Raw genomic sequence first — 15,118 nt, 5'->3', positions numbered from 1 at the left:
CGTGTTCCGTCGTCGCAAGGAGCGCGAAGACGACCTCGACGAGCTCGACGAGGCCGCAGGCCCTGACGAGCAGGTCGAGGACGCCGAGGAGTCGGACGACTCCGGTGAGTCCCTCCGGTACAACCTTCCGCCCGCCCCGAGGCCCGACGGCCCGTGGGACCTGAGCGAGGTCAGTGAGCCCGGCGAGGGCCGCGTCGACCTCGGCGGACTGTTCGTGCCCGGAGTCGAGGGCATGGAGCTGCGGGTCGAGGTCGCGGGCGAGTCCATCGTCGCCGCGACCGTGGTGCTGCGGGACAGCGCCGTGCAGCTCCAGGCGTTCGCCGCCCCCAAGTCCGAGGGCATCTGGGGCGAGGTCCGCGAGGAGATCGCCGCCGGTATCACCCAGCAGGGCGGCATCGTCGACGAGCTGGAGGGCCCGCTCGGCTGGGAGCTGCGGGCCCAGGTGCCCGTCCAGCTCCCCGACGGCACCAATGGCGTGCAGCTCGTGCGGTTCATCGGCTGCGACGGCCCGCGCTGGTTCCTGCGCGGGGTGATCTCCGGCCAGGGCGCGGTGCAGCCCGCCGCCGCCGGTGTGCTGGAGTCCGTCTTCCGCGACACCGTGGTGCTGCGCGGCGACACCCCGATGGCGCCGCGCGACCCGATCGTGCTGAAGCTGCCGAACGACGCGCAGATGGTGCCGGACGGCGCCGCGCCGACCGAGCAGGGCGAGCCGTCGAAGTTCGGCGACGGCATCGACCCGCTGCGCCGCGGCCCGGAGATCACCGAGCTGCACTGAGGCGTCGCTCCGCGTACGCGCCGTTCGCGGCCTTCGTGGCCCCTCGTGGCCCGGATCCGTTCCCACGGGTCCGGGCCACGGCGTTTGCGCGTACCGTCCACGGCGTTTGCGCGTACCGTACGGATACGCGACGGCCGTACGGTGGCCGGCGCGCCGCGGGCGGGGGCCGGCAGGGGATGCGGCCAGGACGGGGAGGACGCATGAGCGAGGGGTCCACGGGACGTGCGGCGACGGCGGTCGCGGACGGTCCGCCGTCCGGGGACATGGTCGTCGTCGAGGATCTGCGCCGCACCTACGGCAGCGGCGACACCGCCGTGCACGCCCTGCGCGGTGTCTCGTTCTCCGTCCCGCGCGGCGAACTCGTCGCGCTCAAGGGCCGTTCGGGCTCGGGCAAGACCACCATCCTCAACCTCGTGGGCGGTCTCGACAGCCCCGACGGCGGCCGGATCATGCTCGACGGCACCGATCTGGCCTCGCTCGGCGACGACGAACTGCTCGCCCTGCGCCGGGACCGTATCGGCTTCGTCTTCCAGTCCTTCGGGCTGCTCCCCATCCTCAGCGCCGCCGAGAACGTGGGGGTCCCCATGCGGCTGCGCAAGACCCCGCCGCGTGAGCGCGAGGAGCGCGTCGAACTCCTCCTGGCCCTCGTCGGCCTCGCCGACCACGCCGCCCAGCGCCCCGGCGAACTCTCCGGCGGCCAGCAGCAACGCGTGGCCATCGCCCGCGCCCTCGCCAACCGCCCCGTCCTGCTCATCGCGGACGAGCCCACCGGGCAGCTCGACGCCGACACGGGCCTGGCCGTCATGGAGTTGCTGCGCGCGGTCGTCCGCAGCGAGTCCGTCACCGCCCTCGTCGCCACCCACGACACGCAGCTCCTCGCGCTGGCCGACCGCGTCCTGGAACTGCGCGACGGGCAGATCGTCCAGACCACGGACTGAGCGGCCTGACGCGGGTCAGGCCGGTACGGATCAGGCCGCTTTCCGGGTCAGGCCGCTTTCCGGGTGAGACAGCTCCGGGGCAGGCCGCTTTCCGGTCAGGCCGCTCCGGCGAGCAGTGAGGCGGCGTCGGCGAGGACGAGACCGGCCGCCCCGCGGACCTCGGCGCCGTCCCCGAGGCCGCCGGTGACGATCTCCAGGCCCTCCGCGGCGGAGGGAAGGGTGTGGCGGCGGACACCGGCCCGCATGGGTTCGAGGATGTCGGCGCCCGCGGCGGCGAGGTCGCCGCCGACCACGATCAGGCGCGGGTTGAGGAGGGTGACGAGCGTGGCGAGCGCGCGGCCGACGGCGTCTCCCGCGTCGCGGACGGCGCGCAGGGCGCCGGTGTTGCGGTCCCGGATGAGGGCGGGGAGGTCGCGGGGTGCGACGGTCTCGCCCCAACTGTCGGACAGCAGGCGGGCGATGGCGACCGGACTGGCGACGGTCTCCAGGCAACCGCGGTTGCCGCAGCGGCAGATGAGGCCGTCGGTGATGAGCGGGAGATGGCCGATCTCCCCGGCGAGGCCCCGTGAGCCGAGCAGGAGGCGGCCGTCGCTGACGATGCCCGCGCCGATACCGGCGGAGAGCCGGACGTAGACCATGTCGCCCGCCTGCCGTCCGGCGCCGTACATGCGCTCGGCGAGGGCGCCGGCGTTGGCGTCGTTGGTGACGCGGACCGGCAGCGAGGTGCGGTGGCGCAGTTCGTCGGTGAGGCGCAGGCCGACCCAGCCGGGCATGATGCCCTCGGCGCCGAGGGCGCCGCTGCCCTTCTCGACCGGGGAGGCGATTCCGGCGCCGATGCCGAGGACGCGCTCGCGGGCGACGCCGGTCTCCTGGAGAGCGCGGCCGACGAGGACGGCGACCAGGTCGAGGGTCTCCTGCGGGGCGCGGTCCACGTCCTTGGCGACCCAGTGCTCCCACAGGACGGCGCCGAACAGGTCGCAGAGGATGACGCGTACGTGCTGGTGGCCGATGTCCGCGCCGATGGCGTAGCCCGAGCTGGGGACCAGCGAGAGGGACTGGGCGGGCCGTCCGGTGCGGCGGGGCTCCGGCTCCTCGGGGCCCTCGTCCTCGGTGACCAGGCCGACGGTGATGAGGTCGGCGATCAGCGAGGAGACGGTGGCCCTGGACAGGCCGGTGACGCGCACGAGTTCGGGCCTGCTGCTGCGTGCGGTGGTGTGCAGGGCCTCGAGGACCCGGAGCCTGCCGACCTCGCGGAGATTGACTGGAGTGTCGATCACTGCCCCCCGGATGTGTGACGTCTCGGCAACCGCACGGTGCCCTGTTGCCGTCACCGACGTCAAGAGCCTTGACTTATGCCGAAGTTCAGGCAGAAACTGCCGAACTGTTCTATCCGGTGCCGTGAGTTTCAGTCGATGCCGGATGAATAACGATTCACGGCCCGTACCAGGAGCGGCATTCCGCCAGGAGGACGTACGTGACGACGACACCACCCCCGGTCCCCGCGCTGCGGATCGGCATGGTCGGCCATGCCTTCATGGGCGCGGCGCACTCCCACGCCTGGCGCACCGCGGGCCGCTTCTTCGACCTGCCGGTACGGCTCGAACTCACCGCCGTCTGCGGCCGGTCGGCCCAGCGGGCGGCGTCGGCCGCCGAGCGGTACGGCTGGGGGTCGTACGAGACCGACTGGCGGGCGCTGGTGGCGCGGCCGGACATCGACGTGGTGGACATCTGCACGCCGGGCGACAGCCACGCGCGGATCGCGGAGGCGGCGCTCGCGGCGGGCAAGCACGTGATGTGCGAGAAGCCGCTGGCCAATTCGGTGGCGGAGGCCGAGGCGATGGTCGACGCGGCGCACAAGGCCCGGCAGGCCGGGGTGCGTTCGATGGTGGCCTTCAACTACCGCCGGGTGCCCGCGCTGGTGCTGGCGCGGCGGCTGATCGAGGAGGGCAGGCTGGGCACGATCCACCAGGTGCGGGCGCAGTACCTCCAGGACTGGCTGGTCGACCCGGAGTTCCCGCTGGCCTGGCGGCTGCGCAAGGACCGCGCCGGGTCAGGGGCGTTGGGCGATCTCGGCGCGCACAGCATCGACGCGGCGCAGTATCTGACGGGTCAGCGGATCAGCTCGGTCGGCGCGCTGCTGGAGACCTTCGTGACCGAACGGCCGCTGCCGGAGTCGGCGAGCGGCCTGTCGGGCAAGGGCGGTTCCGAGCGCGGCCGGGTCACGGTGGACGACGCGGCGCTGTTCACCGCGCGGTTCGACGGCGGCGCGATCGGCGTGTTCGAGGCGACCCGTTTCGCCACCGGGCACAAGAACGCCATGCGGATCGAGGTCAGCGGCTCGCGCGGCACGCTCGCCTTCGACGCCGAGTCGATGAACGAGCTGGCCTTCCACGACCGTTCCGAGGACCCGGACACCGCCGGTTTCCGCCGCGTCCTGGTCACCGAGCCCACCCACCCCTACCTTGACGCGTGGTGGCCGCCAGGCCATCTGATCGGCTACGAGCACTCCTTCACGCACCAGGTGCGCGATTTCGCCGAGGCGGTGGCGGGCGGTACGGATCCGCGGCCGTCGTTCGCCGACGGGCTCCAGGTGCAGCGGGTGCTGGCGGCCGTGGAGACCAGTGCGGCGGCCCTCGGCGTGCACATCCCGGTGCCCGCCCCTCAGTCCTGAAGCCCCGATCCCTGGAGGACGCACATGGCCCGACCCGTCACGCTCTTCACCGGCCAGTTCGCCGACCTGCCCTTCACCGAGGTGTGCGCGCTCGCCTCGCGGTGGGGGTACGACGGCCTGGAGATCGCCTGCTGGGGTGACCACTTCGACGTGGAGGCGGCGCTCAGCGACGACGCGTATCTGCCGCGGCTGCGCGACACCCTGGACAAGCACGGGCTCAAGAGCTGGACCATCTCCTGCCATCTGACCAGCCAGGCGGTCTGCGACCATCCGATCGACGAGCGGCACCGCGGCATCCTGCCCGCCCGTATCTGGGGCGACGGCTCGCCCGAGGGGGTGCGGGAGCGGGCGGCGGAGGAGATCAAGAACACCGCGCGGGCCGCCGCGGCCTTCGGCGTGGACACCGTGGTCGGCTTCACCGGTTCGTCGATCTGGCACACGGTGGCGATGTTCCCGCCGGTGCCGGAGGAGATGGTCGACCGCGGATTCGCGGACTTCGCCGACCGCTGGAATCCGATCCTGGACGTCTTCGACGAGGTCGGGGTCCGGTACGCGCACGAGGTGCACCCGGGCGAGATCGCGTACGACTACTGGACGACGGTGAGGACCCTGGAGGCGATCGGCCACCGCCCGGCCTTCGGGCTCAACTTCGACCCCAGCCACTTCGTGTGGCAGGACCTGGACCCGGTCGGCTTCCTGTACGACTTCCGCGACCGTATCTACCACGTGGACTGCAAGGAGTCGGTCAAGCAGTTCAACGGCCGCAACGGGCGGCTCGGTTCGCATCTGCCGTGGGGCGACCCGCGGCGTGGCTGGGACTTCGTGTCGACCGGGCACGGCGACGTGCCGTGGGAGCCGGTCTTCCGGATGCTCAACAGCATCGGGTACGAGGGGCCGATCTCGGTGGAGTGGGAGGACGCGGGGATGGACCGGATGACGGGCGCGCCCGCCGCGCTCGCGCACGTACGGGCGCTGGCCGCGATCGAGCCGCCCGCGGCCTCCTTCGACTCGGCGTTCAGCTCGTCCTCATGAACGTCTGGGATCGTCGCTGACGTCCTGCGGCTCCTCCCGGCGGGCCCGGTCCTGACAGGCTGGCCTGCCGGGCGGCGCTCGGCGCGCCGTCCCCCCGCAGCGGGGGGACGGCGCGCCGCTGCGTGTCAGCCGCCGATCGCGATCGAGAACAGGTGCATGGCGACCTGGTGGTCGACCTGCGTCTTGCTCACGTTGGGCAGGGTGATCGCCTGGACGGTCTTTCCGGGCAGCAGGTCCACGGTGGCCGCGGAGATGTGCACGGTCTGCTGCTGCTGTCCGCCGCCGTTGTTGAGGTAGGGCGTGCTGGCGGCGAAGTCGCTGCCCTGCGACGGTGATCCGGCCCACCAGTCGGACAGGGCCAGCGCGTAGGTCTGCGTGGTCCCGTCGGTGTAGACGATGGTGCCGGTGCCGGAGGTGGCGCCGAAGGCGCTGGTGCCGACAAAGCCCAGCTTGGTTCCGGTGCCGGTGATCTCGACGGCCTGGCCGCCCGCCACGGCGTTGTCGGGGTCCCCGGTGCCCGCGGTGGCGGGCCAGGGGAAGGACACCCCGTCGTGGTCGGTGTTCTGGCCCGCGTGCCAGCCCAGGGCGGCCAGCGCCTGGAGCGAGAAGCTGGCGCCCTCGCCGTCCAGGCTGCCGGTCGTGGTGTGGGCGTCGTCGCTGATGCCGGAGTTGTTGTAGGCGGCGGTCAGTGACGCGTACGGCACGGTGACGGGGGCCTGGGCGCTCTCCTCCCCGGAGGGGGTGATGACGGTGGCGTCCAGGGTGAAGCTGTCGGGGTCCGCTCCGGCCGGGACGGTCACCTGCCAGGTGGTGGTGGCCTTCTGGCCCGCGCCGACGGTGTCGAAGGTCGCCGGGCTGGTGGCCGTGGCCGTCCAGCCCGCCGGGGTGGCGAGCGTGACCGACACGTTCCGCACCGCGGACGCGGCGCCGTTGGTGTAGGTGGTGGTCGCGGTCAGGGTGCTGCCCGCCTTGGCGATCGGCAGCGCCTTGAGCGTGAGGGTGCCGCGGACCACGACCGGGGTGGAGCCGGTGACGCCGCCCACGGTCGCCGAGACGGTGGCGACGCCGTCGGCCACGGCGTGCACCAGGCCGTTCTTGTCGACGGTGGCGACCGCCGGGTCACTGCTGCGGTACGTGACCTTGGCGGTGGACAGGTCGACGAAGGACTGGTCGTTGTTGACGGCCTCCACGACGTCGTCCGCGGTGACGGACAGGTCGCGCTGTTCCTTCGCCGGGTTGGTGTCGTCCTTGATCCACTTGTTCTTGCCGGTGAGCGAGAAGGTCTGGCCCGCGTCGTGGACGACGCTCTCGGGCTGCACGGTGACGTAGCGCACCTTGGGCGTCAGAGTGCCGCTGATCCTCACGTTCGCGGTGCCCGCCGGGTGCGCGGAGTCCGGGCCGAGCCGGAACGCGTAGGTGCCGTTGTAGACGGTCTGCCGGGAGCTCTTGGCGTCCCAGAAGGACAGGTCGGCGGCCTTGACGGTGATGGTCAGGTGCTGGCTCTTGCCGGGCCCCAGCACCTTGGTCTTGGCGAAGCCCGCCAGCCGCTTGGCGGGCAGTTCCACGCCGGGGACGGTGAAGGGGGTCGCCGCGTAGAGCTGCGCGACCGTGGCGCCCGCCGTCTTGCCGGTGTTGGTGACGTCCACGCCGATCTTCACGGTGCCGTCCGGCGTGATCTGCGTCTTGTTGGCGCTGACCGAGGTGAAGGAGAAGGAGCTGTAGCTGAGTCCGTAGCCGAAGGGGTACGTGGGGGCGCCGGTGAAGTACTGGTACGTACGGCCGAGGCCGCCGGTGGCGCTCGGGGTCAGCCCGTAGTTCTGCTTGTCGGGGAGCTGTGAATCGTCCTTGTACCAGGTGAAGTTGAGGTGCCCGGACGGGTTGACGTCGCCGAAGAGCACATGGGCGAGCGCGGTGCCCTGCGACTGGCCGTTGTAGCCGCTGAAGACGATCGAGGAGACCGGTGAGCCGGCGGCGGCCTCCTTCTGGATGTCGACCGGGCCGTCGGACTGGATGACCAGGGCGAGCTTGTCGGTGCCGAGCGCCGACGTCTGGTCGATCAGCGACTGGTAGTTGCCGGGCATGTTCAGGTTGTCGCGGTCGTTGCCCTCGTCGCCGTTGGCCTGGGTGGTGCCGACGAACAGCACCACGAGGTCGGCGGCCTTGATGTCGGCCTTGGTCTTGTCGGAGAGCACCGCGGCGCCGGTGCCGGTGGACGAGGTGCCCGCCGCGTCGTAGACCACGGACGCCGTGGGGTCGATCGCGTGGATCTCGTTCTGGATGCCGCGCAGCGGGCTGGTCCGGTAGGTCGGGTCACCCGAGTACAGGCCGAGCGTCGCGGTGTTGGCGAGGTCGCCGAGGACGACGACCTTCTTGGTGGTGGCGGGGTCGGCGGGCAGCAGTTTGCCGCCGCCCGAGGCCCGCTTGTCGTTCTTCAGCAGCACCAGGGAGTTGTCGGCGACCGTGGTGGCGAGCGCCTGGTGGGCCGGGCTCTCGATCTGGTCCTTGGTGATGTTCGTGTACGACACCGCGCTCGCCGGGTCGAACTCGCCGGTCTCCATGCGGATGGTGAAGACCTTCACCAGGGCGGTGTCGACCACGCCCTCGCTGAGCGCGCCCGCCTCGATGGCCTCCTGGATGTTGGCGGTGGTCGCCTCGTCACCCGTGCAGTTGAGGTCGGTACCGGCCCGCAGCGCGTACGCCTGGCCGCCGGCCTGCCCGGACATCGTCGTGCCGGTGGCGGTCTCGGTCCACGTCGGGTTGTCCTTGTGGTCGGTGGTCCAGCCGGGCGGCGCCCAGTCGTGACCGCCGGGGAACTGCCGCCAGTTGGTGCTGACCGCGCCGCAGTCGGAGGTGATGTACCCGTTGAACCCGTAGGTGCGCTGGGCGAGTTGGTTGGTGGTGTAGGTGTCGGAGACCGACGGGGTGCCGTTGATCGCGTTGTACGACGTCATGAGCCCGGACACGTGCGCGTCCTCGATCAGCGAGCGGAACTGCGCGGTGTAGTAGTCGCGCAGGTCGGTGTCGTTGACGTCGGAGCTGATGCCGGTGCGGTTGTCCTCGACGTTGTTGAGCGCGTAGTGCTTGGCGGTGGAGGCGACTTTCAGATAGCCGGTCTTCGAGGTGCCGTCGGGGTTGTTGCCCTGGTAGCCGTCGACGAACTGGCCGGCCATCTGCCCGACGAAGTACGGGTCCTCGCCGAACGCCTCGTCGGTCCTGCCCCAGCGCGGGTCGCGGTCGAGGTTGACCGTCGGCGCCCAGTAGGTCAGCGAGCCGTAGTCGTCGGCGGACGGGCCGAGGTTGTTCTGGCCGGTGCCGAAGAGCGACTTGTCGACGAAGCCGCGCACCTCGTCGGAGATCGCGGTGCTCTCCTGGTAGAGCAGCGCCGGGTCCCAGGACATGGACGAGGCGAAGTTGGTCGGGAAGCTGGTGGCGTGGACGCCGCCCTGCGCCCCGCCGTTGTTCTGGTTGGCCCCGAGGGTGTTGACGCCGTGCTGGCCCTCGCTCCAGTACGTGTACTGCTGGACGCCCAGCCGGGGGATGGCGGGGCCGCTGTTGGTGCTGAGCTGCTGGACCTTCTCCTGCAAGGTCATCCTCGACACCAGGTCGGCGGCCCGCTCCTGGAAGGAGTAGTGGGTGTCGAGGTAGACCGGGGTGGCGGCGACCGCCTCCTGTGGGGTGTTCGCGGCCGCGCTCGGGCCGAAGCCCGCCGTCAGACCGATCGCACACGCCATGGCGCAGACCGCGGCCAGTCCCGCGCGTCGGCGCTTTCGCTCGTCCATCCTGCCTCCGTCGTCATCGAGCAGCATCGAGCAGATGCCGGTACCGACTTCGGTGCAAGTCCGAAGGAAGTCCGGGTCTCGCGTCATCAGTTGGGCAGTGTGTTGCCATCTTTGACGCAGCGTCAAGACAAAGAACGCGATCGGACCGGCATTTTTTGACTTCTCGATGCAAAAAGCTGGAAGCGGGCTGCTCACCGGCCTGTGCCCGGAGCCGGTCCGGGCTCGGGTCGCGGTCAGGGCCGCTCGCGCCCGCGCAGCCGGGGGGTGAACGTGGCGTGGAAGATGGTCGACGCGGCGCCGACGGCGGCGGCCTCGGCGCTCAGCACCGAGCGCTCCACCTCGACCCGGCGCAGCCTGCGGGCGGTGGGGAATTCGTTGACGGCGCGGCCGATCTCGTCCAGGTAGAAGTCGGCGACGTCGTCGGTGAAGAACGGGCCGCCGAGCACGATGAGGTCGATGTCCAGCAGGTCGACCAGGCCGAGCGCGCCGCGTCCGACGGCGCCCGCCACCTCGCGCAGCGCGGCCGTCGCGGCCGGGTCACCGGCCGCCGCGGCCCGGCCGACCTCCCGGTAGGCGGCGGTGCTGCCGCGGGCGGCGTCGGCGGCGGGCAGGCCGCGGCGGACCGCGAAGTCGGTCACGGAGACCGGCGGATTGCACTCGGGCAGCAGTTCGGGCCGCCCGTCGGCGTCCACCCGGCCCAGCGCGATGGCGCAGAGCTGCCCGAACTCACCGGCGTTGGCGCTGACGCCCCGGTAGAGGTCGCCGTTGAGGTAGAGCCCGGAGCCGACGCCCGTACCGAGGTAGAGGTACGCGAAATCGCGGGCCCTGCGGTCGCGGCCGATCCACCGCTCCCCCGCCGCCGCGGCCAGCGAGTCCTTCTCGATGATCACCGGGCACGGGAAGTGGTCCTTGAGGAGGTAGAGCAGCGGCAGGTCGTTCCAGGCCGACAGCAGCGGCGGGCCGAGCACCGTACCGGAGGCGATGTCGACCGGGCCCGGCACCGCGACGCCGATGCCGAGGAAGCCGTCCTCGCGGACCGCGCCGCCCGCCTTTTGCAGCGTCTCGCGGCCCAACTCAACCACCTGCGCGACGAATTCGGCCGGGTCGATGTCGGCGCTCACCGGCCGGGTGCGGGTGCAGACGATCGCGCCGTCGAGGTCGATGACGACGGCGGTCAGCACCTCGGGGTCGATGTGCAGGCCGAGCGCGTGCGCGGCGGTGCCGCTGAGCCGCACCGGGGTGCGGGGCTTGCCCGAGGTGGCGCGCCGCTGCGCGTCCTCGACGAGGATGCCGCGGTCGAGCAGCGAGCGGGCGATCCGGGAGACCGACTGCTGGGTGAGTCCGGTGCGGTGGGCGATCTCGCCGCGGGTGATGGTGCCGGACAGCCGGACGGTCTCGATCACCACGCACTCGTTGAAGGAGCCGAGGTCAATCTGGTTGACGCCGCTGAACGAGGGCGGGTGCGCGACGGCCTCGGGGGTGTGCGGGGCGCGCAGGTGGCCCGCGACGTTCTCGCGCAGCCAGCGGACCGGGCCCGGCGCGCCCGCGGTCTGCCGTTCCAGCGCGGCGACCAGGTCGAGGTAGACCCGCCGGGAGGACTCGGGGTGGCTGGTGCTGTCCAGGGCGATCATGGCGCGCAGGAAGCCGCGCCAGGTGGAGCGGGCCGGGAGCTGGTGGAAGGTCACCGGCGTGGTGCCGGGCGGGGGCGCGGAGATCCGGCCGGTCTCCCAGAGGGTGATCGCGTGCAGGGCGATGTCCGGGTGGTGTTCGGCCGCCGCCGCGAGGTAGCCGGTGAGCCCGAGCGGCGGCGGGCCGCCGGGGTCCGGGGCCACGGCCAGGCGCATCCCGTCGAGGGCCCGGCCGAGTCCGGCCAGGACGTCCTCGCCGATGACGGTGGCCGCGGGTCCCGGCGCCGGGGTCGCGGCGCGGGTGCCGGCGAGCAGGACGGCGCCGCGCGCGTCGGCGTACAGGCCCATCACCCACACGTCGGTGCCGGGCAGCGGCGGTCTGGTCGGTACGTGCGGGGCGGGTGTCGTCTCGTCCGCGGTGAGCTGCCAGCGGCGTCTGATCGCGGCCACCGTGGCGTGGGACAGGCCCAGTTCGCGGGCGATGGCCCGGCTGGCGCCGCTGCCGCCGGGCGCGAGCAGTGCCCGGGTGACCACCTCGGCCTCGTCCACGGTGGCGGGTCTGCCGGTACGGGGCCGCTGTTCGAGGCCGCGCAGCCCCGCGCTCTGCCAGCGGTGCCGCCAACTGCCCACGGTCTGCCGGGAGACGCCGAGCCGCCGGGAGATCTCGGCGTCCCGCAGTCCTTCGGCGGCGAGCAGGACGACCCGGGCGCGGGTGGCCAGCGGACCGTCGCCCGCGGCCCACTGGCGCAGCAGGTCCCGCGTCCGCGCGTCCGGCGGTCCCGGCGGGCGCCGCTCGTCGGGGAAGGTGGGCAACGCCCTGTCCTGCGACGGCACTTCGGGGAGCGGCGAGTGGGGTGTTTCAGGCAACGCGGCCCTCCTGGCCTTCGCGGGGGCGGATCAGCCGCAGGGTGAGGACCTGGAACGGGCGGAGCGTCAGCGGGGTGCGTCCGTCGTCGTGCGGGTGGTCGGCGAGCCGTTCCTCCAGCAGATCCGTCTCCTGGACGGCCGTCGCGGGGAAGCCCGCGGTCAGGACGGTGCGGGCCCGCCCGCCGCGCGACTCGTACAGCCGGACCACGACGTCGCCGCTGCGGTCGTCGGCGAGTTTGACCGTCTCGACCACGACGTCGGGGTGGTCGACGGCGACCAGCGGGGGCGGTGACGCCGCGTCAGAAGCGTTGCCGGGAGGGGAATCGGATCGGGTGACGGCGCCGGTGTCCGGGCCGGGGCGCAGCGGCAGGTGCAGCGCGTAGCCCTCGGAGACGGCGTCGTCCACGTCGGCGCCGGGCCGCAGCCGGTGCCGGAAGCGCTGGAGTCCGCGGTCGGCGTGCGGGTCGGGGCTGCGCGGGGCGCGCAGCAGCGTGCTGCGCACGACGGTGGTGGTGCCGCCGTCCTCGCGGGTGTGCCGTGTCACGTCGTAGCCGTACGTCGAGTCCCCGGCGAGCGCGACGCCCCAGCCGTGCTCGCCGACGTGGATCCAGCGGTGCGCGACCGACTCGCGGCGGGCCGCGTCCCCGTCGGTGTTCCCGTGGGTGGGGCGCGCGACGTGGCCGAACTGCGTTTCCGCGCGGCTGTGTTCCGCGTGCACGTCCAGCGGCCAGGCGGCCTTGAGCACGGTGTCCTGCTCGCGCCAGTCGACCTCGGTGTCGACGGTCAGCGCGTGGCTGCCCGCGGTGAGCGTCAGCTCCTGTACGACGGTGGAGCGTCCGGTGCCGCGCAGTATCCGCAGCCGGGCCAGCAGCGGTCCCGCGGCGGTGACCTCCACCCGGTCGGCCCGGTCCAGATCGCGGGACCCGGCCGCCGGGGCGTAGTGCGCCGCGCTCCAGCCGCCGGGCTCGTCGCGGTGCAGCTGGAGCAGATTGCCCGCCGCGCCGGGCGCGATGGCCTCGCGTCCGGTGCCGAGGTCGGCGGCGGACCGCACCAGACCGGCCGCGTCGACCCGTATTCGCAGCAGCCCGTTGTCCAGGACGTGGCCGCCGTCCGCGCCCGCCGTCACGGTGACCGGGGCGAGGTCGCCGAGCGCGATGCCCGCGGGTCCTGAGCCGTGCGCCGGGGCCTGCGCGAGGACCGCGAACCGGCCGTCGGACAGCGGCTGTACGGTGCCGGGCCGCGCCGCACGAGGCTGTACGGTGCCGGGTCGGGCGGTGCCGGGCTGTGCGGTGCCAGGCTGTGCGGCGTCGAGGGGAAGAGTGCCGGTCAGGAGCGTGCCGGGGGCCGGGCCGTCCTCCGGTTCGAGGACGACGACCTCGCGGCGGGCCCGCGGCCCCGCGTTGAGCACGGTCGCGCCGTCCGGGTCACCGACCGCTCGCCGGATCAGCCGTTCCAGCCTGCGCCGTACGTCCCGGTGGGTCTGCTCGGCCTCCTCGTGCACCCAGGCGATCGACGTGCCGGGCAGGATGTCGTGGCACTGCTGGAGCAGCACCTTCTTCCACAGCCGCTCCAACTCGTCGTAGGGGTACGGGATTCCGTGCCGTACGGCGGCGGTCGCCGACCACAGCTCGGCCTCGTGCAGCAGCGCCTCGCTGCGCCGGTTGCCGCGCTTGGTGCGCGCCTGGCTGGTGTACGTGCCCAGGTGCGGCGCGAGGTCGAGTTCGCCGCGCCACACGGGGGCGGCCGGATGCTCGGCCTGGGCGTCGCGGAAGAAGCGGGCCGGGGCGCCGAGGGTGACGCGCGGCGCGCCGTCGAGGTCGGCCAGGCGGCGGGCGCGCTCCAGCATCGACCGGTCGGGGCCGCCGTCGCCGCGGCCGAAGGGCAGCAGGGAGCGGGTCGCGTCACCCTTGTCGGCGAAGTCGTCCACGGACCGTACGAGGTCGCCGCCGGTCAGCGCCGGGTCCTCGGCTCCGCGTTCGCCGTCGGTCCCGACCGGAGCGAGGTGCGCGAAGAGCCTGGTGCCGTCCAGGCCCTCCCAGCGGAAGGTGTGGTGCGGCAGCGCGGAGCCGCGGCCGGGCTCCGGGCGGCGGCCGAGGAACCAACGGGCGCCCGCGAGCGCGGCGAGCTGCGGGAAGGCCGCGGACGCGCCGGAGGCGCCGGGCAGCCACACGCCGTCGGTCTCGGTGCCCAACTCGTCGCGGAAGAAGCGCCGTCCGTGCACGAGCTGGCGCACCAGCGCCTCGCCGCCGGGCAGTTCGGTGTCGGCCTCCACCCACATGCCGCCGACCGGAGCCCAGTTGCCGTCCGCGACCGCCTTGCGTATCCGCTCGAAGACATGCGGCTGGTGGTCCTTCATCCAGGCGTAGTGCTGCGCGCTGGAGGCGGCGACGACCAGTTCGGGGTACTCGTCGGCGAGCGCGGCCATCGTGCTGAAGGCGCGGGCGCGTTCGCGGACCGTCTCGCGCACCGGCCACAGCCGGGCGGAGTCGAGGTGCGCGTGGCCGACGGCGGTCACGGTGTGCGCGGACTCGTGGGCGCGCCGGGCGAGCACGTCGGTCAGCAGCGTACGGGCGTATCCGGCGGTGCGGCCGACGGCCCGCGGGTCGACGGCGTCCAGGGCGCGTTCCAGCGCGAGCCGGATCTCGTGCCTGCGCGGCTGCTGTTCGGGCAGCGCGCGCATCAGCCCTTCGAGGGTCTGCACGTCGTGGACGAGCTGCCAGACGTCCTCGTCGCGCACGGCGAGGTCGGCGCGGCGCAGCCGGTACAGGAGGGTGTCGCCCGCGGTGGCCGGGTCGCCGTACCGGGTGCCCGCGCCGTTGCCCGCCGCGATCCGCGGGTTGGCGGCGGCCTCGACCAGCAGCCGTACGGACGAGCCGGCGGTGGCGGAGCCGGCGATCAGGACGGCGCCGAGGCCGGGGTGCAGGCCCTGGAGCGGGATGCCGTGCGCGTCGTGCACCAGGCCCTCGGCCGGGCCGCCGGAGGCCCCGGTCCAGGCCCCGGTTCCCTCTCCCGTCCCGTCGTCGGGTCCCGAGCCGAGGTCGAACAGCGCCTCGACACGCCGCCCGGCCCAGCGCTCCGGCACGGTGGCGTGGACGCTGAACCAGGTGGTCGCCCAGGGGCGCCCCCACGCCTCGCCGACGGCGAACGGCGTGTAGTCGGCGCGCAGCGCGACCTCGGCGGGGACGGGCTCGCCCGCGATGTGCCAGGCGCCGACGTCCATGGGCAGCTTCTGCGGGTAGAGCGCGGGGCGCAGCCGTTCGGCGAGGAATGCGGCTATGCGCTCTTCGCCGGACTTCATCCGGTCATGCATCGGCAGCCCTTCCTGTCCAGCCAGTAACCGCCATGTAAAACCATGTGTGTTATCAAGTCAACGCCTCGCGCGAATTCCTTCTTCTCGCAGGTCGTGACCTGCAACTATCAAATTGTCA

General features: G+C 72.9%; 8 protein-coding genes. 4 read left to right on the top strand and 4 right to left on the bottom strand.

Going from position 1 to position 15,118, the window contains the following annotated elements; translation table 11 throughout:
* The first annotated feature begins 1 nt into the window (after window position 1).
* Complete coding sequence (locus ABZX65_RS14765; RefSeq protein ID WP_355338451.1) at window positions 2-775, top strand: DUF3710 domain-containing protein; 774 nt, start codon at window positions 2-4, stop codon at window positions 773-775.
* A gap of 200 nt (window positions 776-975) precedes the next feature.
* Window positions 976-1,713 carry an ABC transporter ATP-binding protein gene (locus tag ABZX65_RS14760; protein WP_355338448.1) on the top strand — a complete coding sequence of 246 codons (738 nt, stop codon included), beginning with the start codon at window positions 976-978 and terminating at the stop codon, window positions 1,711-1,713.
* Window positions 1,714-1,808: 95 nt separating this feature from the next.
* Here the strand turns inward: ABZX65_RS14760 and ABZX65_RS14755 are convergent, their stop codons facing one another.
* The gene (locus ABZX65_RS14755; RefSeq protein WP_355338445.1) at window positions 1,809-2,990 is read right to left on the bottom strand and encodes an ROK family protein; all 1,182 of its coding nucleotides are present in this window, start codon (window positions 2,988-2,990) and stop codon (window positions 1,809-1,811) included.
* A gap of 239 nt (window positions 2,991-3,229) precedes the next feature.
* On the opposite strand from ABZX65_RS14755, the gene ABZX65_RS14750 reads away from it, so the two are divergent.
* Both ABZX65_RS14750 and ABZX65_RS14745 read left to right on the top strand, forming a co-directional pair.
* Complete coding sequence (locus ABZX65_RS14750; RefSeq protein ID WP_355338795.1) at window positions 3,230-4,384, top strand: Gfo/Idh/MocA family oxidoreductase; 1,155 nt, start codon at window positions 3,230-3,232, stop codon at window positions 4,382-4,384.
* Window positions 4,385-4,408: 24 nt separating this feature from the next.
* On the top strand, window positions 4,409-5,416 hold the full coding sequence (locus tag ABZX65_RS14745) for a sugar phosphate isomerase/epimerase family protein (RefSeq protein WP_355338442.1): 1,008 nt from the start codon (window positions 4,409-4,411) through the stop codon (window positions 5,414-5,416).
* 125 nt (window positions 5,417-5,541) lie between these two features.
* Here the strand turns inward: ABZX65_RS14745 and ABZX65_RS14740 are convergent, their stop codons facing one another.
* The 3 genes from ABZX65_RS14740 to ABZX65_RS14730 form a co-directional block, all read right to left on the bottom strand.
* A complete protein-coding gene (locus ABZX65_RS14740; RefSeq protein WP_355338439.1) occupies window positions 5,542-9,195 on the bottom strand; it encodes a glycoside hydrolase family 3 C-terminal domain-containing protein in 3,654 nt (1,217 codons plus the stop codon).
* Between the two features lie 233 nt (window positions 9,196-9,428).
* The gene (locus ABZX65_RS14735; RefSeq protein WP_355338436.1) at window positions 9,429-11,690 is read right to left on the bottom strand and encodes an ROK family protein; all 2,262 of its coding nucleotides are present in this window, start codon (window positions 11,688-11,690) and stop codon (window positions 9,429-9,431) included.
* The gene (locus tag ABZX65_RS14730) at window positions 11,683-15,000 is read right to left on the bottom strand and encodes a glycoside hydrolase family 38 C-terminal domain-containing protein (RefSeq protein ID WP_355338433.1); all 3,318 of its coding nucleotides are present in this window, start codon (window positions 14,998-15,000) and stop codon (window positions 11,683-11,685) included. The genes ABZX65_RS14735 and ABZX65_RS14730 overlap by 8 nt, the downstream gene beginning before the upstream one ends.
* Between the last annotated feature and the right edge of the window lie 118 nt (window positions 15,001-15,118).

The sequence above is a fragment of the Streptomyces sp. NPDC003300 genome (assembly GCF_040610915.1).
Taxonomy (GTDB): domain Bacteria; phylum Actinomycetota; class Actinomycetes; order Streptomycetales; family Streptomycetaceae; genus Actinacidiphila.
The sequence above is the reverse complement of the archived record's forward strand: the minus strand, read 5'-3'. Positions and strand labels throughout refer to the sequence as shown.

Bases quoted from the DNA above. Each gene is read 5' to 3' on its own strand.
- ABZX65_RS14760 (WP_355338448.1), top strand. From the start codon at position 976: ATGAGCGAGGGGTCCACGGGACGTGCGGCGACGGCGGTCGCGGACGGT.
- ABZX65_RS14750 (WP_355338795.1), top strand. From the start codon at position 3,230: ATGGTCGGCCATGCCTTCATGGGCGCGGCGCACTCCCACGCCTGGCGC.
- ABZX65_RS14745 (WP_355338442.1), top strand. From the start codon at position 4,409: ATGGCCCGACCCGTCACGCTCTTCACCGGCCAGTTCGCCGACCTGCCC.
- ABZX65_RS14740 (WP_355338439.1), bottom strand. From the start codon at position 9,195: ATGGACGAGCGAAAGCGCCGACGCGCGGGACTGGCCGCGGTCTGCGCC.
- ABZX65_RS14730 (WP_355338433.1), bottom strand. From the start codon at position 15,000: ATGCATGACCGGATGAAGTCCGGCGAAGAGCGCATAGCCGCATTCCTC.